Genomic DNA, 24,984 nt, shown 5'->3' with positions numbered 1-24,984 from the left:
CACGATGGCAGAGCCGGCGGAAAATCTTTACGACCGGTCGTTCTTTTAGTACCGTCCTAGCCATGACCACGCGCGACGGACGCCTTGCCCGAGGCGATCGCACCCGGGCCGCGGTGCTCGACACCGCGGTGGTGCTTGCGACGAAGGACGGCCTGGACGGCCTGTCACTCGGCCAGGTGGCGGAGGCGCTGCAGATCAGCAAGTCCGCGCTCTTCGCGCACTGGCGCAGCAAGGAGGAGCTGCAGCTCGCCACGATCGAGCGCGCCCGCGAGCAGTGGCTTGAGCAGGTGATCAGCCCGGCGCTTCGCGAGCCGCGCGGCGTACGCCGGCTCTGGGCGCTGCACCAGCGGCGCATCGCGTTCTACGCGGGCGCGGTGCTCCCCGGCGGCTGCTTCTTCGCCACCGCAGAGTTCGAGTTCAACGCGCGGCCGGGCCCGATCCGGGACCGGTTCGCCGAGATCCTCACCGACTGGCTGGCGTTGATCGAGCGGCTGGCACGCGAGGCGATCGAGGTCGGCGAGCTGCGGCCGGACACCGACCCCGCGCTGCTCGCCTACGAGTCGGAGGCGCTCGGGCTGGCCGCGGTCATGCAGTCCCGGCTGATCCACGCCGCCTCCGTCTACGACCACGCGCTGCGGTCCATGCGCGACCGCCTCCGCGCCCTCAGCACCGACCCCGACCTGATCAAGGAGCCCTCATGACCACAGTCACCGAGCCCGGCTACGGCGTGACCATCCCCGTCACGATCCACTTCGACGACCTGGACGCGCAGGGCATCCTGCACAACGCGCGGTACGGGGTGCTCTTCGAACGCGCCCTGCTCGCCTGGTGGGGAGAGCGCGGCTGGTCCTACGCCGGCGGGCGCCCCACCCGGCCTGATGCGTTCAACGTGATACGCGAGTACTCGATCACGTTCCACGCGCCGATCGCCGGGACCGGCCGGGCAGCCGTGCACCTCTGGCTGGAGAAGATCGGCACGACAAGCGCGGACTACCGGTTCCGCTTCCTCTCCGAGGACGGCACGGTCGTGCACGCGGAGGGCCGCCGGGTGAACGTCCGGCTCGACCCGGCCACCATGCGCCCGGCCCCGTGGTCGGACGATGCCCGTACCGTCGTCAAGGAGCTGTTGAAGTGAATCCCTACCAGAGCGGCCAGTTCGCAGTCTCGGCCCACCGCACCGCGACCGCGTAGGCCGCGATCGCCCAGGCCACGCCCACACTGATCGAGATGCCGGCCGCTGCCCCCCGGTCTCCCGCTCTGGCGAGCACGGCCGCGGCCAGCCAGGCCACGCCGCCCGCGATCAGCGTCCACCACACGTACCCGGCGAGGCTCGTGCCAAGCAGCGGCAGGACCGCCATCCAGAGCACGGCGCCACTCAGCCCGGCCAGCAACGGCAGCGCGCGAACCGGATGCGGCTCCCGGTAGGTCGGCCGGAGCGGTATCGACGACGGTTGCGGCATCTGACCGAACCGGTACGCCTCCCGGGCCGCCACCATCGCGGGCGGCCCGGCGAAGCGGTCATCGCTCGGCTCGAACGGCGGCGGCGCCACGAAGGCCGGATTGCCGTAACCGGGCTGTTGCGCCACGTAGCCACGCTCCTGGATCGCTCGCGGTTGCCTTCCTCCGAGCCTAACGCCGGGAAGACGGCAGGAGCGCGCCCGTGGCATCCATCTGCCAAGATGGCCGAATGCAACGGGGCACCTCATCAATGGCCGGGTTCGCGATGACACTGACGGCCGCGCTGGTGGCCGGCGGTTGCGCCACCGGTCCGGAGCCGTCCGCGCCGCAGTGGCAGGCGGGTTCGTCGTCCGCCCCGGTCGCGGTGCCGCCGCCGCCCACCTCGTCGTCCCCCACGCCGGCCGCCTCAGCCTCGCCGTCCCCGTCATCCTCCGCGAGCGCGTCGCCCACGCCGTCGAAGGCCGCGAACTACACCTACGTGTTCCCGGTGCCCGGCAGCCCGGTCTCGTACCACCCGACGCACGCCACCAACCCCGCCACCGACATCTTCGCGAACTGTGGAAACCCGGTCCTGGCCGTCACCGACGGCACGGTCATCGAGATCAGCCGCAAGGACACGTTCGTCAAGGGCAAGCCGGACGGCCCGCTCAACGGCGGCCTGTTCGTCTCCCTGGTCGGCGACGACGGCGTGCGCTACTACGGCTCCCACATGTCCGTCGTCGACGCCGGCATCGAGCCCGGCGTCCGCGTACGCGCAGGTCAGCGCCTCGGCAACGTCGGCAAGACCGGCAACGCCAACAACGTCTGCCACCTCCACTTCGGCATTTCCCCGGCCTGCTCCCAGATCGGCGACTGGTGGATCCGCCGCGGTGCCATCTGGCCGGCCCCCTACCTCGACTCCTGGCGCAAACAGGGCTCCAACTCCCCCAAGGCCGCCGCCGCCGACTACCTCTCCCAAAACAGCGGCTGCCCCAAAGCCCCCTACTGAGCCCCCCACACAGACGACCGCCGAGTGCCGCGAAAGATAGGTCAACTTCGCTGGTTGACCTATCTTTCGCGGCACTCACAGATCGTTTACCGTCGTTGGTCTCGAGGGGCCACACGGGGGCGGTTCCCGTCGGATCGCTTATGCCGATATATCGGACAAGGCGTCGGCGCTGACCGCCGGACGTCCGCCGGACGTCCGCCGGACCGATCCCCGGGCAGGGCAGGGCATGCGCATCACCAGCGCGGTGATCTCTCGCCACTCGATCACCGAGTGGGCAGCAGCGTCGCTTCCGTGGGCAGATTTCGCGTCAGGCTCCGGCGCCCACGGATGCTCCCGCAGATGTCCGAGCCAACCTGAAAACGACCCAAGACCCCGATCTTCCCGCTCCCGCGGTGGTCCGGCCCGCATGCTCCCGCGGGCAAACCTCGCGTCGGGCTCCGCTAGCGCTCCGCACGTCGCTCGGAGCCGGTCCCGCCGTGGCCACACTACGTGCAAGATCAACCTCTCCGGCTTCTCCGACGCGCTCCCGGCAGCGTTTGCTCTGCTTACCCGCCGCGGCCCGCCCGACGCCGATAACCCGCCTACCGCTGCGGTCAGAGCGGCACTGCGGTCAGAGCGGCACTGCGGTCAGAGCGACGCTGCGGTCAGAGCGACGCTGCGGTCTGAGCGACGCTGCGGCACGCCAGACGGCGCAGCACACCGGGCGGCGCAGCACGCCAGACGGCGCAGCACGCCAGACAGCGCAGCACGCCAGACAGCGCAGCACGCCAGACAGCGCAGCACGCCAGACGGCGCAGCACGCCGGGCGGTTGGCGGTCGCATGTGGGTTTTGGTGACCGGCCACGGATATGAGGCCGCGGGAGCATGCGGGTCTGGACCAGCGCGGAGGCAGGAGAGGAGCTTCTGTGGTCTTGATCTTTGGTTTTGGGGTGGGCGTTTCGATCCGCGCCGGCGCGGCCGGATCGGAGGGACCGATGATCAACCCCATTGGGCGAAACGCTTTCGGGGGCTGCCGTTGATTGTGGTGAATGCGCCGCCGGCGGCGACCTTGCCCAGGGCGGGGCTTGCGGCCATCGCCAGGACGCCGAGTACGCCGTTGCCGTCGGCGGTCCAGGGTTCGAGTGAGCCGTTCGAGGGGTCGGCGGCGGCCAGTTTGACGCGGGGGGTCTGGCCGTCGGCGCAACTGCCCTGGTTGCCTGTGGTTGCGGTGGCGCAGATGTTGTCGAAATGGCCGCCGATGTAGAGCGTGCCGGACAGCATGGCGAGGGCCTGTGGATTGCCGTCCATGGTCATGGTCCAGCGGGTGGCGCCGTCCAGTCCGTAGCCGATGACCTTGCCGCCCTGGCCGCCGTGTGCGGCGTAGACGCCGGTCGGGCTGACGGCGAGGCCGTAGACGATGACCGTGGCGCTGGTCTTGAAGCCGGTGTCGGGTGCGCCGGACACCGGGCTGACGGCCGCGAGCCGTGGGGCGCCGCCGATGTTGTTGATCTTCTTGAATTTGCCGCCGACGTAGATCCGGCCTCCGGCGGCGGCGAGCGCCTGGACCTGGTCGTCGGCCCGGGGCAGCCAGGTGGTGTCGAGCTTGCCGCTGCCCAGGCTGAACGCGGCGAGCATGCCGCGCGGGGCGCCGTCGACCTCGGTGAGGTTGCCGCCGGCGTAGAGGCGGTTGCCCTCGATCAGCAGCGCGTAGGGCTGTCCGGTCATCGTGTGGTTGAGCATCGCGCTCACCGTGCCGGTGGCGCCGTCCAGCTTCGCCAGGCTGTCCCGCCTTGTCGCGCCGATCATGCCGAACGCGCCGCCGACGTAGACCGCGCCGCCGCCGGTGGCGATCGCGCGCACGGTGCCGTCCGCGGCCGGCGCCCAGTCGAGCAGCCGGCCGGTCTTCGCGTCGATCGCGGCGAGGCGGCTGCGCTTGACCTGTTTGCCGTCCACCACCGCGGCCGTGAAATCACCGCCGACGTAGATCGTGTCGCCCGCGTAGGCAGTGGCCCAGACCGAGCCGTTGAACCCGGGCGCGTTGTCCGGCGTGGACCCCATCGCCTGCACGGGTGTGACGGTCCCGGTCACGACGACGCCGACCGCGATCATCGTCACGGCGATTCGACCCATCAATTTCCTAAAAATCATTTCATAACGGTACGGGTGGGAAAGGCGGCCCCGGGCGAACGAAAAGGGTGAAAAGCCGCAGATCCTTCGGTGGAGGCGCGCCCGGGCCGAACGGCGACCCGGAGCCGCGCGTCCGCCCCGGAGCCCGTTGTGACACAGTCACCGCGTGCGCGTCGCCGTGATCGGAATGGGTCTCATCGGGGGGTCCGTGCTGCGTGCCCTCGCCGCCGCCGGCCACAAGGTGACCGGCTTCGACTCCGATCCTGCCACCCGAGGCACCGCCCGCACCGCCTCCGCCGAAGCTCCACTCCGCGCCCGGTGGCAGATAGCGCCGTCCGTCTCCGCCGCCGTCGCCGACGCCGAGCTGTGCATCGTCGCCGTGCCGCTGACCGCGCTCGGAACCGTGCTGGACGAGCTGACCGGCCGCGGCTTCGGCGGGCTGATCACGGACGTGACCTCGGTCAAGGTTCCGGTGCTTGAGTTGGCCGAGCAGTACCTTGGCGGTTCCCAACGCCTGGCCGGCTTCGTCGGCGGCCACCCGATGGCCGGGCGCGAAACCTCCGGCTTCACCGCCGCCGACCCACGCCTCTTCGACGGCTGCGCCTGGGTTCTGGGGCTTGAACCCGGCCGCACCATGCTCGGCGACTGGCTCGACCTGGCGGACCTGGTCACCGGCCTCGGCGCCCGTGCGGTACCCGCTACCGCGGCGGACCACGACCGCGCGGTCGCCGCGATCAGCCACGTTCCCCATCTGGTCGCATCCGCGGTGGCCGAACAGGCCGCCGGCCCCCTGGCGGCCGCACTCGGCGCCGGCTCCTTCCGTGACGGCACCCGCGTCGCCGCCACCCGCTCCGAACTGGTCGCCGCCATGTGCGGCGGCAACGCCGAGGCGGTCCGGCCCGTTCTCGACGCGGTCATCGCCTCTCTGACGGCCGCCCGCGATGCCCTGGACGCCCGCGACCCTATCGCGGCCCTGGGCCCGTGGCTGACCCCTGGCCACGACGTCCGCTCCGCGTGGCCCCCGGTCCCCGGCGAGCCCCTCCCGATGCGCCCCACGGTCCCCGCGTTGCTCGATCTGGGCCGCGCCGGCGGCTGGATCACCTCGGTCTCCAAGGACCGCACCACAGTCACCGCCGTCCGCCCGGAATAGGCGCGAGGAACCAGGCCGAGCACCCGCGGGTTCCGGTCGCCTACAGCGATCGGGAGGCCAGGGTGGCGTCGGCCAGGGCGGACCAGCCGGGGCCGAGCTCCTCGGTGTCGCCGCCGGCGCGGATCTTCAGGGAATCGCCGCTGTGCAGGGTGAACTCGTAGGTCTTGGGGACGCGGCGGGCCAGGCGGGCGTCGGCGAAGTCGGCGTAGGGGATGAAGCGGTGGGTGGGGGCGGCGGCCAGTTCCTCGGGCGGGATCGAGGTGAGCATGGCGTGCATGCGCGGGCGGACCTCGCGCTGGCGGAGGCGGGGGACGCCGGGGACGACTATCAGCCCGGTGTTGAGGAGGACCACGTCCGAGCGGGCGCCGTCGACGATGACGTTCATCAGGCCGGCGATGGCGCCGGAGCCGGCGGCGCCGGTTCGGGGGGCGAGCGGGGCGGTGGAGCCGGCGTCGATGCCGAGGTCGGCAAGGCGTTTGCGGGCCTCGTCGAGGGTGCCGGGGCTGCGGGCCAGGTCGGCGATCTCGCCCAGCCGGAGGGTGTGGCCGTCGCGGCCGATCAGGCGTGGGGGTGCGGACCAGCTGTGACGCCAGCCGGCGGCACCGGCGTGGATGGCGGCCAGGAGCAGCAGGGACTCGATCGGGCGGCGGGGGAAACGGCCGGTGGCGGCCACGGTCAGCGCCTCGGCCAAGCCGATGTCGTCACGGGCGAGGGTACGGGCGGTCTCGCGGAGGACCTCGTCGGATTCGCGGCGCAGGGTGGCGGTGCCGGCGGCGGCGATGAACTCGGGCCAGGCCAGGGGGCGGCGGCCTTCCGCGACGGTGGCGTCCTGGAGCGCGCGGGCGGCGCCGGCGGGGTCGGTGATCAGTGCGGTGGCCGGCTCCGGGGCTTTGTCCTCAGCGAACGGGCCGGACTCGTCGGACGACTCTGCGCCGGCCAGGGCGGCCACCCGCTCCGCGACCGGCGCATGTGTGTCCCAGCGGTCCACCTCGGGCTTCTGATTTCGCAGATCATCCAGCTCATCCACCCGGGCATGCACGAAGTCCGCGAAACCCCCGAACAGATCGTCGGGTACGAAGCCGTTCTCCCAGCCCGGCCGGACGTACCTGCGGAAGAAGAACGACCAGGCGGCCTCCAGCACCGGCTGGTCCTGAAGCGCGGCGATCGCGGCTCCCGGGCCCGCGACGGCAACCGCAAGCCGGTCGGCCGCGGCCTCCTGCTCCCGCGTTCCGGAGGCGTCTGCGGCCAGGTAGAGATGGGCGTACCAGCGAAGGTTGATCGGCATCCGGGGCAGCGCGGACATGACCGCGAGCCGGCCCCGGTAGGCGACCCCGCCCGGCCGGGAGAAGTGGCCGAACTCGTGTGCGAGCACCGCACGCGCCCGGTCCACCGTCATGATCTGCAGCAGCGGCAGTCCGACGTAGAGCGTGCGCCGGCCCCCGGCGAGGCCCAGCAGCCGTACATCCTCGGTGATCCGCACGGTCGCGTCCGGAAGCAGCCGGATGCGGTCGGGGGCGCGGGTGCCGGCCCGGTCCGCGATCTCCCGGACGACCTGCCACAGGTCGGGGGCGCGTTCCGGCGCGACCGGGATGCCCGGCGACCGGGTGCGGCGGGGTGCGAGACCCCGGCCGAGCGGCAGCGCGGCGACGCCCACGCCGAGGGTGATGAGCGGCAGCGCGACCTTGACCGCGTCGGTGCCGGCGAGGAGCACGCTTACCCAGAAGAGCAGCACCGCGACGAGCGCGAGTTGACCGAGCGCGACCAGGTAGAACCCGGCGAGCAGCGCCACCGAGACGGCGGCCCGTAGCGTGGCGGTCATCGTCGATCCTCCCGGTACGCACCGGGCGTACGTGAGCGGACAGTACCTATTGCGCGCATTGAGGGACAACCCCGCGTTAGGTTGACGACATGGCTTCCCGTGATCCTGTCGCCGATCTGCGGCGCATCGCGTTCCTGCTGGAGTCGGCGCACGAGGCGACGTTCCGGGTGAAGGCGTTCCGATCGGCCGCGAACGTGCTGGGCGGGCTCGACCCGGAGGAGACCAGGACCCGTGCGGAGAACGGCACGCTTGCCGATCTGAAGGGCGTCGGCGACGTGACCGCGCGTTGTGTGGCGGAGTCGCTCGCCGGTGAGGAACCGGTGTATCTGCGGCGGCTGCTCGCGACCGAGGACGACGACCTGCCGGTGGCGGCGGTACACCTCAGGGAGAAGCTCCGCGGCGACTGTCACAGCCATTCGGACTGGTCGGACGGCGGTTCCCCGATCGAGGAGATGGCGCTGGCCGCGGTCGAGGTGGGTCACGAGTATCTGGTGCTGACCGACCACTCGCCGCGGCTGAAGGTGGCACGCGGCCTGAGCCCGGCCCGGCTGAAACGGCAGCTCGACCACGTGGCGACTGTCAACGCGCAGCTGCCGGAGGGGTTCCGGATCCTGACCGGGATCGAGGTGGACATCAACCCGGACGGCACGCTTGACCAGGAGGACGAGCTGCTGGCCAGGCTGGACGTGGTGGTCGGGTCCGTGCACAGCGAGCTGCGGGCGGACGAGGCCGTGATGACCCGGCGGATGCTGAAGGCGGTCGCGAACCCGCACCTGGACGTGCTCGGGCACTGCACCGGCCGCCGTCTGCCGACGAAGAACAACGACCGCGCACACGCCAGGACCAGCAGTCGGCCGCCGAGCGACTTCGACGCGAAGCGGGTGTTCGCGGCGGCGGCGGAGCACGGTAAGGCCGTCGAGATCAACTGCCGGCCGGACCGGCTGGACCCGCCGAAGCGACTGCTCCGGCTCGCGGTCGAGGCCGGGTGTCTCTTCGCGATCGACACGGACGCGCACGCGCCAGGTCAGCTCGACTGGCAGCGGTACGGCTGCGAGCGCGCCGCGATGTGCGGCGTGCCCGCGGACCGCGTGGTGAACACCTGGTCCGCCGAGGAGCTCACCCGGTGGGCCGCCGGGCACTGACGGAGACGCCGAGCAGCACGATCACGGCGCCGACCGGCTGGTACCAGGAGATGTGCTCATCCAGCACGAGCACGCCGAGCAGCACCGCGAAGATCGGGATCAGGTAGGTCACGGACGCGGCCGTGCTCGCGCCGAGCAGCCGGATGTTCCGCATGTTGATCAGGAATGCGAGCCCGGTCCCGAACACGCCGAGCGTCAGCACGCTGCCGATCACCTCGGGCGACAGGTCTGTGACGTCCGGCGGCGCGCCGGCCAGCAGCGGCGCGACGACGAGCAGCTGTGCGGTCGCCATCAGGAGCTGCCCGGCCGCGAGCGACGCCGACGAGTCGGGGCGATGCCCGAGGAACTTCTTCTGGTACGGGATCGCGAACCCGTAGCACGCGGCCGCGCCCAGACACATGAGCTGCCCGGACAGGTGTGCGCCGCCGACGCCCTGCCACACGCCGAGCACCACGAGCACGCCGAGGAACCCGATCCCGACGCCGGCGGCGCGCCGGGCGGTGAGCTTCTCGGTGCGCAGCACAAGCGCCGCGATCGGCAGGGTGAGCAGCGGGGTGGTCGCGTTCCAGATCCCGGCCAGGCCGGAGGAGACGCGCTGCTCGCCGTACCCGAAGAGGGTGAACGGGATCGTGACACCGAACACGCCGATCACGAAGAGGTGACCCCAGGCGCCGGGATCGCGTGGCAGCCGGTCGCGGGTGAGCAGCAGCACCAGGAGGAGCGTGAGCGCGCCGGCCACGACACGCCCGAGCGTCACGTAGACCGGATGCACCTCGCGCACACCGATGCCGATGAAGAGGAAGCTGGCGCCCCAGACGGCGGCGAGAGCGAGATATCCGGGCAGCCAGGAGCGGGTCGTCACACCGGGCCACTCTTCCCTACGGGTATGACAACATCTCCGGGTGGGACACATCGACGATCTCGCCGAACGGTACGTCGAGGAATGGGCGCCGCTGAATCCGATCGGCGCCACGCACCTCGGTATCGACGGCTACGACGACCAATTCGACGACCTGACACCGGACGGGTACGCCGCACAGGCCGACCTCGACCGCCGCACGGTGGCCACGTTGCACGCCACCCCGGCCGGTTCCCCGGACGAGGAGGTCGGCCGCGAGGCGATGATCGAGCGGCTGGAGCTGAGTCTGGCCCGGCACGAGGCCGGCGAGACCGCAAGCCAGGTCAACGTGATTACGGGCGCGCTGCACGAGGTCCGCGGCGCCTTCGACCTGATGCCGGTCGAGGGTGAGCGCGCGATCGCGAACATCGCGGCCCGGCTGAACAAGGTCCCGCAGGCGCTGGACCAGATCAGGACGACGCTGCTCGACGAGGCCGCCCGCGGTCACGTGAGCGCGCGCGAGCAGATCGTCGAGGTCGCCAAGCAGTGCGGCATCTGGACCGACCCGGCCCGGGACGACGTCTACCACTCGCTGGTCCGGCGTCTGGCGCCGGGCAGCGCCGGTCTCGCCCAGGACCTGGACCGCGGAGCACGGGAGGCGACCCGGGCGACCGCCGAGTTCGGCGAGTTCCTGCGGCGTGAGCTGGCGCCGCTGGGCCGGGAGAAGCAGGCGGCCGGCCGCGAGCGCTACGAGCTGGCCTCGCAGTACTTCATCGGCGCGAAGCTTGACCTGCTGGAGACGTACGCCTGGGGCTTCGAGGAGCTGGCCCGCCTTGAGGACGAGATGCGCCTGGTGGCGGGCCGGATCGTCGGCCCCGGCGCGAGCATCGACGAGGCCGTCGCGGCGCTCGATGCGGACCCCACCAGGACGATCCACGGCAAGGAGGCGTTCCGCGACTGGATGCAGGCGCTCGCCGACAAGGCCGTCTCCGAGCTGAACGGGACCCACTTCGACATCCCGGCGCAGGTGCTGCGCCTGGAGTGCTGCCTGGCGCCGACAAGCGACGGCAGCATCTACTACACCGGGCCGAGCGAGGACTTCAGCCGCCCGGGCCGGATGTGGTGGGCCGTGCCCGGCGCGATCAGCGAGTTCTCCACCTGGCGCGAGGTCACCACTGTCTATCACGAGGGCGTGCCCGGCCATCACCTTCAGGTCGGCCAGACGACGGTCCGCGCGGACCTGCTCAACCGCTGGCGCCGGCTGATGTGCTGGACCTCCGGGTACGGCGAGGGCTGGGCGCTCTACGCGGAGCGGCTGATGGACGAGCTGGGCTACCTGGACGACCCGGGTGACAAGCTCGGCATGCTTGACGGCCAGGCGTTCCGGGCCGCGCGGGTGATCGTCGACATCGGCATGCACCTGGAGCTGGAGATCCCGGCGGACAACCCGTTCGGTTTCGCGCCGGGCGAGCGGTGGACGCCGCGGCACGGCTGGGAGTTCATGCGCGCGCACTGCCGGGTGCCGGACGACAACCTGCGTTTCGAGCTGAACCGCTACCTGGGCTGGCCGGGGCAGGCGCCGTCGTACAAGGTGGGTGAGCGCTTCTGGCTGCAGGCCCGCGAGGACGCCCGGGCACGGCAGGGCGCCGACTTCGACCTGCGACAGTTCCACGAGGCCGGGCTGAACCTGGGCTCGATCGGCCTGGACCCGTTCCGCCGCGCGATGGAACGGTTCTGAGACGAGCCCTGGCCCGGTGGAAGCCGGGCCGGGGCAACGCTCAGACAAGCACCTGCCGCATCGCATACAGGTTCTCGAACGCGGCCACGCTCCGTGCCTCGTCGTGCTGCTCGGCGTGGGCGCGGGCCCGGCGCCCGAGATCTGCCGCCAGCTCCGGGTCGCCGAGCACCTCCAGAAACCGGCGGGACAGCGCCACGCTGTCCCCCGGCGGGAACAGGTAGCCGGTCTCGTCGTCGATGACCAGGTGCGGCAGCGCGGCGGCGTCCGCGCCGATCACCGCACGCCCGCTCGCCATCGCCTCGAGCGTGACGAGGCTCTGCAGCTCCGCGGTCCCGGCGTTGACGAAGACGGTGGCCGCCGCATATGCCGCGGGCAGCTCCTCGTCCGGCACGAACCCGGTGAACCGCACCTGCGCACCGACGCCGAGCCGCTCCGCGAGCGCCTCCAGATGCTGCCGTTCCGCGCCCTTGCCGACGAGCACCAGTTGCGCGTCGATGGTGAGCAGCGCGAACGCCGAGATGACCACGTCCAGGTTCTTCTCCGCGTCCAGCCGGCCCACGTACAGGACTGTGGGTTTGCCGTCGAGCCCGTGGCGCAGCCGGAACTCCGCGGCGGCAGACGACGGGCCGAAGCGGTCGAGGTCGATGCCGCACGAGATCGGCAGCACCGGGCCCGGCACGCCGGACATGGTGGCCAGCGCCGCCGCATAGGGCGTCGGCGCGGTGACCACGTCCGCTTCGGCGAAGACCCGCGCGACGTCACGCCAGGCCCAGTCGTGCACGGCCCGCCGCCCGGCCGCGCCGACCGGCAGATAGTGCGTCAGGTTCTCCGGCATGAAGTGGTTGGTCGCGACGATGTGCAGCCCACGCGCCCGCGCCTCGACGACAAGCGCGCGGCACAGCGGAAAATGGCTCTGCACATGCACGACGTCCGGCCGCACCTCGTCAAGGATCCGCCCGGCCACCCGCCGCAGATCAAGCGGGGCACAGAACCGGAAACCAGGATGCGTGGGTACGGGTAGTGCGCGCACCCGATGCTCGACGACGCCGTTAGCCGCCCTCCGCCGGAAGCTGTGATATCCGGTCGACGGCGCCACCACGTGCACGTCGTGCCGCGTGCTCAGCGCGTTGGCGAGTCGCTGAGCAAAATAGGAAGCGCCGTTGACGTGCGGGGCGTAGGTCTCGGCACCGATGAGGATGCGCATGGTCGTCCCTCGCGTTTCTTGAAAAGTCGTTGGAAGCCGAACTGCAGGAGCAGGGCCGCCACCGCGACACAGCTGGTCAGCAGCAGCACGTTGCCGTGGAAGCGGGAACCGATGAGCGCGCCGAGTCCGAGCAGGACCGCGCCGCGGACCGCCGCTCCGGCCGCCACCCAGGCGGCGAAGCGCTGATAGGGAACGCGGGCCACCCCCGCGGCGACATAGGCCGGAATGGCGAGGAAGTCGGCCACCTTCGCGGTGAGCACAAGTCGTGGCAACGACCTGGTGACCGCCGCGGTGAACCGGGCCCGGCGCTCGTCGGTGAGCCCCATCCGGGTCAGCAGCACCGCGGCCCGGCGCTGGTGCGAGAACCGCCCGAGCAGGTAGAGCACGCTGTCCCCGGCCAGGTCGGCGAGCACCACGATCAGCCAGACCGGCCAGAACCGCGCGAGCCCGGCCCCGACGAGCGACCCGGCGGTCACTGTCGCGGCAGGCCCCTCGACGAGCACCAGCGGGCCCAGCAGCGCGTACGGATGCTCGAACAGGTTCATGCCGTAGACCTGCGCGAACAGGTCTGTCCTGCGGCTTCGATCTCGGTGAAACGCGGCATCGTCGGCCCCCGTCCGGTCGTTGTCTACGACCGTAGGGATTACGGAGACGCCGATCGATGATGCCAGCCCGCCGATTCGAGGTAGTGCTGACACCACCCGTAGGGGTGGGAACCCCAGGGGTCAGACGGTGTCCACCAGGTCGGGGCCGGTGAGCGTGCGGGCCGTGGCGAGCAGCAGATCCATGCTCGGGTCACCGAACGCGATGTAGGGCACTGCGATCGGGATGCCGTCCGGCGGCAGCGGCGACTCAGGCGTCAGCGTGATCGTCAGGCCGAGCAGCGTGCCGGTGAACCGGGTGGCGTAGAACTTCACGTCCCCCTCGACGCCCAGCCTGCTGCTGGTGATCGGGGAGAGTTCCTGGTGGCGCGGCGTGTCCAGCCGGAAGTCGTGCGTGTAGGCCTTGGTCATCGAGAACTGCAACGCCTTGATCGTGCTCCCGTCCGCGCGCGGCATGTCCACGATGCCGTCGATGCCGAGGTTCCACATCTCGACCTTGGTCCCGGTCAGCAGCGACGGCCGCATCGCCACCGGCGGCACCCCCGCGGGGATCCCCAGCTGTTTCACCTGGTCCGCGGGCTTCGACGGCGTACCGGAACCACCCGGCCCAGGCTTGGCGGGGGTCCCGGGCGCGCTCGGTCCACCGGGATTCCCGGGCTCCGGATCGCCGGGACCTTCCGGCTCCGGATCGCCGTCCGGTGGTGGTTCGGTCCCGCCGCACGCCCCTTCCGACACGGACGGGCTCGGCGACGGCGAGGCGGCGGTGCCGGGCGTGCCACCGAGACCCAACAGGCCACCGATCCCGTTGAGAATCCCTTCGATCGGCCCCGGCGAACGACTTGCCGACGGCGAGGCCGACCCCGACGGCGTGGGGCAGGGCCGGGCGTGTGCCGCCCGCGCGCCGGGGATCAGCACCACGCCCGGGATCATCATCACAATCCACATCGACATCCAGGGGGTACGCCGTGCGCGCCGGACCGGCCCGGCTGAGGGCAGGGCCGTGGGCTCCGTCGCGGGCCGTAACACGGCGCTCTCGTCGTACCCCCGATGCCGTTTCTGCGCTTGCTCGTCGACGGTGCCGGACCTGCTCTCCGGTCCGGTGCTCATGCCGGGGCCGCCGTCCCCCTCACCTTTTGGGCCGGTCAGCTCCTCCGTGGCCGGCTCCCCGAGCTCCGATTCCCCTGGCTCCGGCTCCTGCGCGGACGGCGGGGTCCAGCCGAAGGCCAGCACCGCGCCGACCGCGCCGAGCAGCAGCCCGAGGAAGAATCCGCCCAGGTTGACCGCCATCAGGGAGAACACAGAGGTCACCGCGCCGATCACGGAGTAGAACACGCGCTGCGCGGGGCTGAACCAGATCAGCAGGCCGCAGGTGACAAGCACGGCCGGGATCAGCCAGCTCAGGTAGCCACTCGGCCCGACGTGCACGGACAGCCCGTTGAGGTCGGCGCCGCCCTGGGTGGTGGCGAACAGCTCCAGACCGGCCAGGACGAGCAGCAGCCCGCCCCAGAACGGCCTGGTCCAGCGCCAGCGGCCGAAGCTCCGCCAGGCCCGGGCGACGGCCCCGCCGAGACGCGCGGCCCGGTCACCCATCAGAAGCACTCCTTGGCGTCGGCGCCGGTGTTGACCTTGAGTCGCAGGCCGGTGAGCGCGAACGTGCCGGCCGTGGTCGACCACGCGACCTGCTTGAGGCCGAGGATCGTGACGTGGTCGGCCTGCTGTCCGAACAGCCCGGCCTGGCCCTTGGCGCTCTCGCCGCCCTTGTTCAGCGTGGACGCGTCCCGGCCGATCTCGATGTTCGTGAACGTGGTGTCGCCGCGCAGCTCGTCCACGTCGAGCACCAGGTTGGTCGCGGTGGCCGGGTTCCCACCGCCGCCCGCGTTGATTGTCAGGATGACGCGCCCGGTAAGCGGGTTCGACGCGTCGACTGACTGGCAGAGGTTGTAGAGCTCCGCGTCCCGGATCGCGGAGACCGCTGTCGGGTGCTTGGCGCCGCTCTGCTCGGACGCGATGCCGCCGTACTGGGCGAAGCCGTCGCCCTCCAGCCGGTCCGCCGCGACCTTGAACGTGCCACCGGAGACCGAGAACGACGCGGCGATCGCGCCGTTGGACATGCCGAGGACCATCAGCCCGGTGGCGGCCGCGGTCGGGATCGCCAACGCCGCGGCACGACGCCAGCGCACGTGGCCCTTCGCCTGTTTCGCCTGCACAGTCACTCCTCACGACGAGGGAAGCACCGGCGGCGCACTGGGCCTACCGGCCGGTAACGAATCGCGGAGCCAATGATTGTGCGAAGCGACGTGCGTCACAACCCGTCCATTACCCATGGGTAACCATCAATGGGCGCCGTTGATTACGGCGCGTTCAAAGGTTTCCAGCCGGTTAACCGGTCAATCCCGGGCAAACCACAGCCGAAGCCTCACCGCGCGTGACCAGAAGCAGCGGATCATCACGATTCGATAACGGCAAGCGGACAGATGGCTGTGGATCTTAGGAGACCTCGGCCTCGACTGACGCGTCCGTCTTGTCCGACAGCCGCCGTAGCGCCACCCCGGTGATCGCGTGATGCTCCACAGCGGTCACGGCCGCCTCCCAGCCGTCGATCGACACCCGCTCGCCCGGCACCGTCGGAATGTGGCCGAGCACCGTCAACACCATCCCGGCCACTGTCGTGTAGTCGCCGTGCGGGCGGTCCTCAAGCTCCACACCGATGTCCGGCAGGTCGTGGATCGGGAACGTGCCGGGCAGCGCCAGCGTGCCGTCCTCCTCGGTACGCACCGACTGCACGTCCCGGTCCGTCTCGTCGTAGATCTCGCCGACGATCTCCTCAAGCACGTCCTCGAGCGTCACGATGCCCTCGATCGCGCCGCGCTCGTCCACCACAAGCGCTATGTGCTGACGTTCCGCCTTGAACTGACGCAACGCGTCAGCGATCGGCAACGAGTCGGGAAGCAGCAGCGGCGGGCGGGCGCAGTCGTCGATCGGGCGTTCGGCAGGCACGCCGATCAGGTCACGCAGGTGCACCACGCCGACCGTGTCGTCGAGCATGCTGTGCCGGACCACAGGCGCGCGCGAGTGGCCGGACGCGGCAAGCACGATCCGCGCGGCCTCCGCCGTGGTGCCCGAGTCAAGCGTGAACACCTGAAGCCGGGGCACCAGCACGGCACGCAGCTGCCGCTCCGCGATCTGCACCGCGCCGTTGATGATCGTCTGCTGTTCCACGGTGAAGCCGCGGTGACCGGACACGATGTCGCGCAGCTCGTCCGGGCTGATCTCGTCCGGCTCCTCGGACGGGTCGATGCCGAACGCGCGGACCACCACGTCCGAGGTCGCGCCGAGCAGCCACACCGCGGGCCGGGAGACCGTCGCAAGCGTGTTCAGCGGGCGGGCCACCGCGAGCGCCCAGCCCTCCGCACGCTGCATCGCGATCCGCTTCGGGGCCAGCTCGCCGAAGACGAGCGTGACGAACGTCAGCACGAGCGTGACCAGCACGATCGACAGCGGTTCGGCCGCGCCACCGAGCGGGCTCAGCAGCGGCACCAGCGGCTTGGCCAGCGACACCGCGGCCGCGGCGGACGCCAGAAAGCCGGCAAGCGTGATGCCGATCTGAATGGTGGCGAGGAACCGGTTCGGGTCCTTCGCCAGCCGGGCCAGCACCCGGCCCGCCGAACCGGCCTCCCGCTCCAGCCGATGGATCTGGCTCTCCCGCAGGGAGACCAGCGCCATCTCACTGCCCGCGAACGCCGCGTTGAGGACAACCAGCACCGCTACCAGCGCGAGCTGGGTCCATAGCTCCTGCACCGCAGGCTCCTTACCGTCAGTTGGGTCGAACCTTTCCCATCCGGCGGTGACCCCTAACGCTCAGCGGCACGTTCTGCGAAAGCTCTCAGGTCCCGGCGCTCGATCGCGGCCGCCATCAGCTCCGGGAACATGTCCGGCGTGCAGGCGAACGCGGGCACGCCGAGTGCGGCGAGCGCGGCCGCGTTCTCGTGGTCGAACGCGGGCGCACCCTCGTCGGAGAGCGCCAGCAGCACGATCACCTGCGTGCCAGAGCCGACCATCGCGGCCACCCGGCGCAGCATCTCATCCCGTACACCACCCTCGTAGAGGTCGCTGATCAGCACGAAGATGCTCTCCTGCGGCCGAGTGATCAACGTCTGGCTGTGGGCGATCGCCCGGTTGATGTCCGTGCCGCCGCCGAGCTGCGTGCCGAACAGCACCTCCACCGGATCGCTGAGCTGGTCGGTCAGGTCCACGACCGCGGTGTCGAAGACCACGAGCGAGGTGCGCAGGCTCCGCATCGTCGCGAGCACCGCCGAGAACACGCCGGAATACACCACCGAGGCGGCCATCGAGCCGGACTGGTCCACGCACAGCACCACGTCCCGCTGCACCGCGCTGGTCCGCCTGCCGTACCCGATCAGCCGCTCCGGCACGATGGTCCGCTGCTCCGGCTGGTAATGCTTCAGATTCGCCCGGATCGTCCGGTCCCAGTCGATGTCCGCGTGCCTCGGGCGGTTCACCCGCGTCGCCCGGTTGAGCGCACCGGTCACCGCGGCCCGCGTCTTCTGCGCGACGCGGCGCTCCAACTCCGCCACCACCTTCCGGACCACCTGGCGGGCCAGCTCCTTCGTCCGGTCCGGCATCACCCGGTTGAGCGACAGCAGCGTGCCGACCAGGTGCACGTCCGGCTCGACCGCGGCAAGCATCTCCGGCTCCAGCAGCAGCGACGTCAGATTCAGCCGCTCGATCGCGTCCTGCTGCATGACCTGCACGACAGTGCTCGGGAAGTACTCCCGGATGTCGCCAAGCCAGCGCGCCACCCGCGGCGCCGACCCACCCAGCCCGGCGGACCGGCCCTTCGCGCGCGAGTCATCGTCGCCACCGTCGTAGAGCGCGCCGAGCGCCGCGTCCATCGCGGCCTCCGCGCCGGTCAGCTCGCGGAAACCGCCACCGGCCGCGCCACCAAGCACCAGCCGCCAGCGTCGCAGCCGCTCCTGCTCGTTCACGCCGCCACCCGCCGGTGCACACCCTTGTAAGACCCAGAATCCGCCACGGTACGACGGCGCCCGTGCACATCGTCGACTCCGAGGGAGACGGCCGTGGTCGTCGCGGTCTCCCCGGCACCGGGTTCCGGCGCGTCCCCACCCCGCGTCTCGGTGTCCGCGGCCGGCTCGCCCACGTCCAGGATGGACGGTGTGGTGGCCGCACGGTGCACCCGGGTCACGCCGGTCGCGGGCACGCCGCCGCCGAGCATCCGCCGGATCCGGGCCAGCTTTATCCCCCGCTTGGTCATGCCGTGCTCCTCATCTCGTAGCCGATCTCCCGGCCCAGCAGCGCGCCAAGCGTGGGCAGCGCCAACCGGGCCGACTCGTGATCCACACCCCGCGCGCTCCCGCCGGCGCCCGGATCGCCTGACGACGCCGCGCCCGCCACCCGGTCCCCGATCGCCCGCCGCTCCGGCTGCGCGAACGAGCCGAACGTGCGCCGCAGCAACGGCAGCGCCTCGGTGAACGCGTCCCCGCCGATCCCGGCCAGCCACTCGTCGACGAGCGACAGCAGCGCCGCATCGTGCACCAGCAGCAGCCCGCCGCCGGACAGGAAGCCCTCGATCCAGCGCGCCGCCGCGGCCGGTGTCACGCCCGCGGTAAGCACCAGGCCCATCCGCCGCCGCGTCTCCGCCCGGTCCAGCCGGTCCGCCTCGTAGAGCACCCGGGTCCACCGGCCGGCCAGCAGCCCGTGCAGGTCGTCGCGGCCGGTAAGCGACGCCAGCGTGTCCAGCCAGCGCTCCCTCGGCCCGGCGTCGTCGAGCAGCCCGATCGCGGCGTGCACCGCGTCGGCGTGGTCGCGCACCTCCTCGGCCGCCTCGTCGGAGAGCGACAGCACTGCCGAGGGCAGACCGGCGCAGACCCGGCCCAGCAGCCCGGTGCTCACCGTGCCGAGCGCGCCCAGGTCGGTGCCGCGCACGTCGCCGTAGCGCAGCGTGCGGGCCAGCGCCGGGATCGCGGCCATCAGGTGCGTGACGTCCGAGTCGAGCGCGGCGCGGGTGTCCAGCGCGCGCAGCACCGGCGGATACGCGTCCGGCAGGTCCGCGAGCAGGCAGACCTCCACAAGCGCGGTCACCTCGGCAAGTGCGGTGCTCTGCCGCGCCCGCTCCACCACCCGGGCGGTGGCCGCGGACAGCACTGTCGTGCCGTACCCGCTCGCCTCGACAAGCGCGACCGCGTACTCCGGCTGCCAGCGCAGGTTCCAGGTCTCCCGGAAGGTGCCCTTGCCGCCGCCGCCCCCGTCCGGCTCGCCCCACGGCACGCCGAGCAGTCGCAGCCGGTGCAGCAGGCGGCTCCGGCTGAGATCGGTCTCCCTGCGCAGGTCCAGCTTGAGTTCGGCCTCGAGCGGAGACGGCTTGAGGCGCAGCGTGCGCTGCTGGGCGGCGAGGTCGCGGGCGAGCGGCACGGCCGGCATGTCGTCCGGCACCTCGCCGAGCCGCTCGCTTACCACAAGCCGCCGGCCGATCAGGTCGAGGCGCAGCTCGTCGCCCTCGCAGAGCACCGCGCGGGCCGCCTCGGTCACCTCGGCCAGGCCGGCCAGCGGGCGCCCGCGCAGCACCGCGAGCGCCTCGGCGAGCCGGACCGCCTCGATAACGTGCGCGGACGAGACCGGCACGCCGTCGTCGCGGAGCACGGCGGCCGCCCGGACCAGCCAGCGCGTGATCACCCGGTCCGTGGTGGCGAACAGGTGGTCGTACCAGCCAGGTGAGCGGACGCCGGCGCCGTAGCCCTGCCAGGACGCGAGCCGGCCGTACGTCCACGGCACCCAGGTGAACGTGACCTTGGCCTTCTTCCGGCCCTTGAGCAGCGCGGCGTCCGCGGCGGCCGTGATCTTCGCGTCCAGGGCGGGCACGTGCCAGGCGCCGCAGACCACAGCGATGTTCTTGTGGGTACGCCGGGCCGCGCGCAGCACCGTGCGCATGTGCGCCTCGCGGACCAGATCCTCCGGGTCCTCCGGCGCCTCCGCACGGATCGCGGCCATGGCCTCCGCGATCGCCTCGAACGCCGGCATCCCCCGGTGCTCGATCACGTCCTCCCACCAGCGCTCCGGATCGTCGTAGCCGGCGGCCGCGGCCAGCTCGCCGATCGGGTCGACCGGCCGCGCCGGCTCATCCTCGCCGGCGTCCGGCTCGGCGGCCTCCTCCGCGTTCGCCTCGGCTCGCGGCCCGCCCCCGGCCTGCTCCCCGTTACCGGCCTGCTCCCCGTTACCGGGCTGGTCGCCGTTACCGGGCTGGTCCCCGTTCCCGGCCTGCTCTGCGTTGCCGGCCTGGTCCAGCTGATCGGCCGCGCGATAGGCCCATGGGAGGTCGAAGAAGCGGACCGGCACGTCGTGGGTGACCGCCCAGCGGATCGCCTGCCACTCCGGCGAGAAGACCGCGAACGGCCAGTACGCGGCCGTGCCCGGGGAGTCGGTGACATAGCCCAGTAGCGCGACCGGCGGCACCAGCCCGTCGTCCGCGGCCCAGCCGACCAGCTCGTCCGCCTCCGGTGGCCCTTCGATCAGCACCAGGTCCGGGCGCTGCTCGTCGAGCGCGCGCAGCACCGCCCGCGCCGAGCCGGGCCCGTGGTGCCGGACCCCGTAGTGACGTTCCATCAGATCGCCTCGCGCGCGGCCCGGTAGAAGTCGGACCAGCCGTCGCGCTCACGCACCACGGTCTCCAGGTACTCCCGCCAGACCACCGCGTCCGAGACCGGGTCCTTGATCACGGCGCCGACGATGCCCGCCGCCACGTCACCGGCCCGCAGCGTGCCGTCGCCGAAGTGCCCGGCCAGCGCGATCCCGTTCGTGATCACCGAGATCGCCTCGGCCGTGGAGAGCGTGCCGGTCGGCGACTTCAGCTTGGTCCTGCCGTCCGTGGTCAGGCCGCCGCGCAGCTCGCGGAAGACCGTGACCACCCGGCGGATCTCCTCGACCGCGGCCGGCACATCCGGCAGCTCGAGCGAACGGCCCAGCTGCTCGACGCGGCGCGCGACGATGTCGACCTCCTCGTCCGCGGAGGCGGGCACCGGCAGCACCACAGTGTTGAAGCGCCGGCGCAGCGCGCTTGACAGCTCGTTCACGCCACGGTCCCGGTCGTTCGCGGTAGCGATGATGTTGAAGCCGCGCTGCGCCTGGATCTCCGTGTTCAGCTCCGGCACCGGCAGCGTCTTCTCGGACAGAATCGTGATCAGCGAGTCCTGCACGTCGGACGGCACCCGGGTCAGCTCCTCGAACCGGGCGATCGCGCCGGTCCGCATCGCGTGCATCACCGGACTGGGCACCAGCGCGTCCGTGGACGGGCCCTCGGCCAGCAACCGGGCGTAGTTCCAGCCGTACCGGATCGCCTCCTCCGCCGTGCCTGCCGTGCCCTGGACCAGCAGCGTCGAGTCGCCGGAGATCGCGGCGGCCAGGTGCTCGGAGACCCAGGTCTTGGCCGTGCCCGGTACGCCGAGCAGCAGCAGCGCCCGGTCGGTGGCGAGCGTGGCGACCGCGACCTCCATCAGCCGGCGCGGCCCGACGTACTTCGGCGTGATCGTGTCGCCGTCGCCGAGCAGGTACGTCACGGCCGCCTGCGGGGAAAGCCGCCAGCCGGGCGGGCGGGGCAGGTCGTCCGCGGCAGCGAGCCGCTCCAACTCGTCCGCGAACAGTTGCTCGGCGTGCGGGCGCAGGGCCGTCATCGAAGCTCCTCGGTCATCTCGTGTCGGTAGGTCAGTGCGGCGGCCAGCGCCGCGACGGTGTCGGCCGGGCGGGTCGAGGACGGGTCGCCGGCCTGCCGGATCCGCTCGGCCAGCTCAGCGACGCGGATCGTGTAGCCGACCGGCATGGCCGTGGACGCCAGCCGGCAGAGGTCGCCGAGGTTCCACGCGTACCGCCCGGACCCGGCCAGGCTCGCCAGGCCGTCAAGCGTGGCGTCGGCCAGGTCGTCAGGCCACGGCGCCGGGCACAGCTCGGCCAGCCGGTGCGCACGGGCCGGATCGCCGCGCAGCACGCGTGCGGCGTAGCGGGCCAGCTCGGCCGGGGGCAGCGCCTCGTAGAGCGTCATCGCCAGCAGGTGGTCGGCCACGTCCAGGTCCCGGTTGACCGGCCGTGACATCAGGTCCGCGAGCGGCATCACCCAGGCCGGGTCGCGCTCGGTGACAGCGGCGCGGGACAGCCCCTTGTGGAGCGTCAGCGCCCAGTCGTCCACCACGGGCAGCTCGGTGATCGCGGCCGGGTCCAGGCCGAACGTGCCGGTCCAGGTGCTCAGCGGCGTCCGCGCGACCACCTCCTCCAGCCACCACGCGCGCTCGCCCACGCCGCGCGGCGGTTTCGGCGCGATGCCGTCCCGGCGCATGGCCGCATCGCAGGCCGCGGGCGGCGTGATCAGCAGCCGGCCCGCGTCGAGCCGGACCGCGGCCAGCGCACGCGCGGTCATCCGGTCCCGCAGCGCGGAGCCGGGCAGCACGGCCAGCAGGTCCGCCGCGGCCTGCCGGACCTCCCGGCGGCGGTCGTCGAGCGCGCGCTCAAGCAGCGGTTCGTCGGCCGCGGCCAGCCCGGTGGCGAGCGCGGCGACGAACCGGGCGCGCTGCTCCGGCTCCTCCGCGTCGAAACCGGCGGCCAGCAGCTCACGCGCGGCGTCCGGATCCCGCTCCCGCAGCGAGACCAGGTAGGCAAGCCGCTCGCCGGGCGTGCCGGTCGCCCAGTCCGCCTCCACGCCCGGACCGGCCGCCTCGGCCAGCAGGTACCGCCAGTCGGGGTGCCGGGCCGCCAGCCAGGCACCGCGCCGCCCGGCGACCAGCGCGAGCGCGGGCCGCAGCGCGGTGCTGCGGCGACCGGCGTCAAGCAGTGCAGGCAACGTGGACGCGGGTGCCCGGAGCCCGTGCGCGGCCGCGATCCGCAACCACTCCGCGAGCAGCCGCTGCGCCACATCGCCGCCACCCGGCACGCCCGCTCCGTACAGCAGCTGCGCCAGCCGCCGCCCGGCCGCCTCCGTGACCACCGGGCGCGTCTCGTCGCCTGCCTTCGCGTCCGGCTCGGCGTCGCGCGACGGTGCCGGCCCCGACCGTTGATAGGCCACGACCACGGCGGCGGCCTCCAGCAGGGCCGCGGCCGGCTCGAGAGCCGTCCCGCCGCGCTCACCAGGAGCGGCGCGGTCGGAGATCGCCCGATCGGTCCCGGGTCCGCGTTCCCCTCCCTCGCCGAGAGCCGCATGGCCGGCCCCGTCGCCCGCCGGCACACCGCCCCGATCGCCGCCCGGCGACCCGGCCGCTCCCGCAGTCGTGTGGCCGACCGCGTCCCCCGACGGCGCACCGGCCCGATCGCCGGCCGGTGACCCGGCCGCTCCCGCAGTCGCATGGCCGACCGCGTCCCCCGCCGGCACAACGGCCCGATCGGAGATCGTCATGTCGTTCCCGGGGGCCGGCGTCTCAGCGAGGCCGCCGGGAACCGCCTGTGACGTCTGCGATCCGACGATCAGCAGCTCACGGCCGTCAACGGTCACCGAAGGGCCGCGCCACGGTCGTCGCTCCACGCCGACAAGCGCGGCCGACACCAGCTCCTCCGGCAGCCGCGTCGCGTGCCGGTCGCCGGTCACCGCGCCGGGCGGCGCCGCAGTGAACACGCCGTCGCCGGACCAGGCGGCCAGCGGGCGTACGCCGCCGTCCGTGGTCAGCTCGCCCGCGACCGTCACCGGGTGGCCGCCGGACGCGGCCAGCAGCCACCAGGGCTCGCCGCCGACCAGCCACACCGCGTCGCCGGCCGGGTCGACCAGCCGGTCCGGGCCGGCCGGGCGCACGTCGGCGAGCAGGACCGGCGTCTCCTCAAGCCAGGGGTCGGCCGCGCGCAGCCGGCCGGCGGACGCGAGCGCGTCCCGTACCCCCGAGGATCCTGGGGTGGCTGTGAGCGGGGATGTGGCGTATGGCTGGGCGATCAGGGCGCGCAGCGGGGACGCGCCGGGGTAGAAGCACAGGTCCGCGTCGAGCAGCGTGCCGGGCACCGCGTCCGCGGGGAGCGACTGGCCGGGCGCGGCGAAGGACAGCAGCAGCGCGAACCGGCCGGTGGTGGCGCCGTGCAGCCAGGTGCGGCGACTGGTCAGCCGTTCCTCGACGGTGTCGGCCTGGCCGAGCACCTGCCACGAGTCCCGCAGACGCGGGCCGGCCAGCACCTCGTCGGCCGAGGTGGCGAAGCCGACGCGGGTGCGCACGGTCGCGGCCAGCTCCGGCGGCAGCGCGTCGCGGCGGCCGTAGCCCGCGGTCAGCAGCCGCAGCAGCGCCAGCTCGCCGAGCAGCCGGTCGGCCCACCCGGCGCCGACACCTGCCAGTCGGCCGAGCCTGCGCACCGTGCTCGCGGCCGTGCCGGCCTGGGCGTCGACAAGGCGGGCGGCCATCGCCTCGAAGGGTGCATATCCGGCGCGCTCCGCGCCGGCCAGCCCGGAGGTGACCTGGTCGAGCAGCCACAGGTCGAGTTCGGCGAGCCCGCCGGCCACCCGGTCCGCCCGCTGGCCGGCACGTTTGCGGGCACCGGCCTCGTCCACCACCGCGCCCGGCTCGGCACGGCGGGCCTCGGTCCTGACCGCACGTGACTGCCGCCCGGCCTGCCACTCCGCCACCCAGTCCGGCAGGTCGCCACCGTCGGCCACGCCGCCGCCGGACCAGAGCAGCAGCAGACCCAGCGCATGCTTGCACGGGAACTTGCGGCTCGGGCAGGAACATCTGTAGGCGGGTCCGGAGAGGTCCACACAGGCCTGGTACGGCTTCTTGCCGCTGCCCTTGCAGAGCCCCCACAGAACGTCATCGCTGAGGCCGAGGGCCTCCCATTTGGCCGCGCCGCTCACGCTCTGCGCACCCTTCGCCGAGGAGGCGTCGGGTGCGAGGGCGAGCACGTGCGCGGCCGTCCACGGTTCGACGGGCACTCAACGACCCTATGGAGGGGGTACG

20 protein-coding genes are annotated in these 24,984 nt (G+C 72.4%); 6 read left to right on the top strand and 14 right to left on the bottom strand.

The features are described from left to right. Positions 1-62 precede the first annotated feature (62 nt). The gene (locus ACIA8K_RS06660) at positions 63-701 is read left to right on the top strand and encodes a TetR/AcrR family transcriptional regulator (RefSeq protein ID WP_396055737.1); all 639 of its coding nucleotides are present in this window, start codon (positions 63-65) and stop codon (positions 699-701) included. Beyond that, complete coding sequence (locus ACIA8K_RS06655; protein ID WP_396055735.1) at positions 698-1,135, top strand: acyl-CoA thioesterase; 438 nt, start codon at positions 698-700, stop codon at positions 1,133-1,135. The genes ACIA8K_RS06660 and ACIA8K_RS06655 overlap by 4 nt, the downstream gene beginning before the upstream one ends. A gap of 4 nt (positions 1,136-1,139) precedes the next feature. Here ACIA8K_RS06655 and ACIA8K_RS06650 read toward each other — a convergent pair whose 3' ends face one another. Next, positions 1,140-1,496, bottom strand: a complete 357-nt coding sequence (locus tag ACIA8K_RS06650; RefSeq protein WP_396056686.1) for a hypothetical protein — start codon at positions 1,494-1,496, stop codon at positions 1,140-1,142. Between the two features lie 191 nt (positions 1,497-1,687). Between ACIA8K_RS06650 and ACIA8K_RS06645 the strand changes: the two genes are divergently transcribed. After that, positions 1,688-2,446, top strand: a complete 759-nt coding sequence (locus tag ACIA8K_RS06645) for a M23 family metallopeptidase (RefSeq protein WP_396055733.1) — start codon at positions 1,688-1,690, stop codon at positions 2,444-2,446. A gap of 978 nt (positions 2,447-3,424) precedes the next feature. Here ACIA8K_RS06645 and ACIA8K_RS06640 read toward each other — a convergent pair. Beyond that, positions 3,425-4,555 carry a hypothetical protein gene (locus ACIA8K_RS06640; RefSeq protein WP_396055731.1) on the bottom strand — a complete coding sequence of 377 codons (1,131 nt, stop codon included), beginning with the start codon at positions 4,553-4,555 and terminating at the stop codon, positions 3,425-3,427. Between the two features lie 163 nt (positions 4,556-4,718). Between ACIA8K_RS06640 and ACIA8K_RS06635 the strand changes: the two genes are divergently transcribed. After that, on the top strand, positions 4,719-5,702 hold the full coding sequence (locus ACIA8K_RS06635; RefSeq protein WP_396055729.1) for a prephenate dehydrogenase: 984 nt from the start codon (positions 4,719-4,721) through the stop codon (positions 5,700-5,702). Between the two features lie 40 nt (positions 5,703-5,742). On the opposite strand, the gene ACIA8K_RS06630 is transcribed toward ACIA8K_RS06635, so the two are convergent. After that, positions 5,743-7,521, bottom strand: coding sequence for an HtpX-like protease (locus tag ACIA8K_RS06630; protein WP_396055727.1), 1,779 nt, complete (start codon positions 7,519-7,521; stop codon positions 5,743-5,745). A gap of 89 nt (positions 7,522-7,610) precedes the next feature. Between ACIA8K_RS06630 and ACIA8K_RS06625 the strand changes: the two genes are divergently transcribed. Continuing rightward, the gene (locus ACIA8K_RS06625; RefSeq protein ID WP_396055725.1) at positions 7,611-8,663 is read left to right on the top strand and encodes a PHP domain-containing protein; all 1,053 of its coding nucleotides are present in this window, start codon (positions 7,611-7,613) and stop codon (positions 8,661-8,663) included. Here the strand turns inward: ACIA8K_RS06625 and ACIA8K_RS06620 are convergent. Then, a complete protein-coding gene (locus tag ACIA8K_RS06620; RefSeq protein ID WP_396055723.1) occupies positions 8,638-9,525 on the bottom strand; it encodes a DMT family transporter in 888 nt (295 codons plus the stop codon). The genes ACIA8K_RS06625 and ACIA8K_RS06620 overlap by 26 nt on opposite strands. Positions 9,526-9,565: 40 nt before the next feature. Here ACIA8K_RS06620 and ACIA8K_RS06615 point away from each other — a divergent pair, with 40 nt between their 5' ends. Beyond that, positions 9,566-11,239: a DUF885 domain-containing protein gene (locus ACIA8K_RS06615; RefSeq protein WP_396055721.1), complete on the top strand. Its 1,674-nt coding sequence runs from the start codon at positions 9,566-9,568 to the stop codon at positions 11,237-11,239. Positions 11,240-11,279: 40 nt separating this feature from the next. Here ACIA8K_RS06615 and ACIA8K_RS06610 read toward each other — a convergent pair whose 3' ends face one another. From ACIA8K_RS06610 to ACIA8K_RS06565, 10 genes are all read right to left on the bottom strand, one after another. Then, on the bottom strand, positions 11,280-12,443 hold the full coding sequence (locus tag ACIA8K_RS06610) for a glycosyltransferase (RefSeq protein ID WP_396055719.1): 1,164 nt from the start codon (positions 12,441-12,443) through the stop codon (positions 11,280-11,282). Then, on the bottom strand, positions 12,359-12,988 hold the full coding sequence (locus ACIA8K_RS06605; protein WP_396055717.1) for a DedA family protein: 630 nt from the start codon (positions 12,986-12,988) through the stop codon (positions 12,359-12,361). Before ACIA8K_RS06605 ends, ACIA8K_RS06610 begins: the two co-directional genes overlap by 85 nt. A 180-nt stretch (positions 12,989-13,168) precedes the next feature. Further along, entirely contained in the window at positions 13,169-14,635 is a 1,467-nt protein-coding gene (locus tag ACIA8K_RS06600) for a DUF6114 domain-containing protein (RefSeq protein WP_396055715.1), read from the bottom strand. Further along, complete coding sequence (locus ACIA8K_RS06595) at positions 14,635-15,252, bottom strand: DUF6230 family protein (RefSeq protein ID WP_396055713.1); 618 nt, start codon at positions 15,250-15,252, stop codon at positions 14,635-14,637. Before ACIA8K_RS06595 ends, ACIA8K_RS06600 begins: the two co-directional genes overlap by 1 nt. A 280-nt stretch (positions 15,253-15,532) precedes the next feature. Beyond that, positions 15,533-16,843 (bottom strand): hemolysin family protein, encoded by a 1,311-nt coding sequence (locus tag ACIA8K_RS06590; protein ID WP_396055711.1) that lies wholly within the window; start codon positions 16,841-16,843, stop codon positions 15,533-15,535. A gap of 53 nt (positions 16,844-16,896) precedes the next feature. Then, a complete protein-coding gene (locus ACIA8K_RS06585; protein WP_396055709.1) occupies positions 16,897-18,051 on the bottom strand; it encodes a VWA domain-containing protein in 1,155 nt (384 codons plus the stop codon). Then, on the bottom strand, positions 18,048-18,338 hold the full coding sequence (locus tag ACIA8K_RS06580; RefSeq protein WP_396055707.1) for a hypothetical protein: 291 nt from the start codon (positions 18,336-18,338) through the stop codon (positions 18,048-18,050). The genes ACIA8K_RS06585 and ACIA8K_RS06580 overlap by 4 nt, the downstream gene beginning before the upstream one ends. Continuing rightward, positions 18,335-20,683: a DUF5682 family protein gene (locus ACIA8K_RS06575; RefSeq protein ID WP_396055705.1), complete on the bottom strand. Its 2,349-nt coding sequence runs from the start codon at positions 20,681-20,683 to the stop codon at positions 18,335-18,337. Before ACIA8K_RS06575 ends, ACIA8K_RS06580 begins: the two co-directional genes overlap by 4 nt. Beyond that, positions 20,683-21,747 (bottom strand): AAA family ATPase, encoded by a 1,065-nt coding sequence (locus ACIA8K_RS06570; protein ID WP_396055703.1) that lies wholly within the window; start codon positions 21,745-21,747, stop codon positions 20,683-20,685. The genes ACIA8K_RS06575 and ACIA8K_RS06570 overlap by 1 nt, the downstream gene beginning before the upstream one ends. Next, positions 21,744-24,959, bottom strand: coding sequence for a DUF5691 domain-containing protein (locus ACIA8K_RS06565; protein WP_396055701.1), 3,216 nt, complete (start codon positions 24,957-24,959; stop codon positions 21,744-21,746). Before ACIA8K_RS06565 ends, ACIA8K_RS06570 begins: the two co-directional genes overlap by 4 nt. Positions 24,960-24,984: the final 25 nt, after the last annotated feature.

The sequence above is a fragment of the Catenuloplanes sp. NPDC051500 genome (assembly GCF_044454585.1).
Classification (GTDB): Bacteria; Actinomycetota; Actinomycetes; order Mycobacteriales; family Micromonosporaceae; genus Catenuloplanes.
This window is presented reverse-complemented; position numbering and strand designations above follow the sequence as displayed.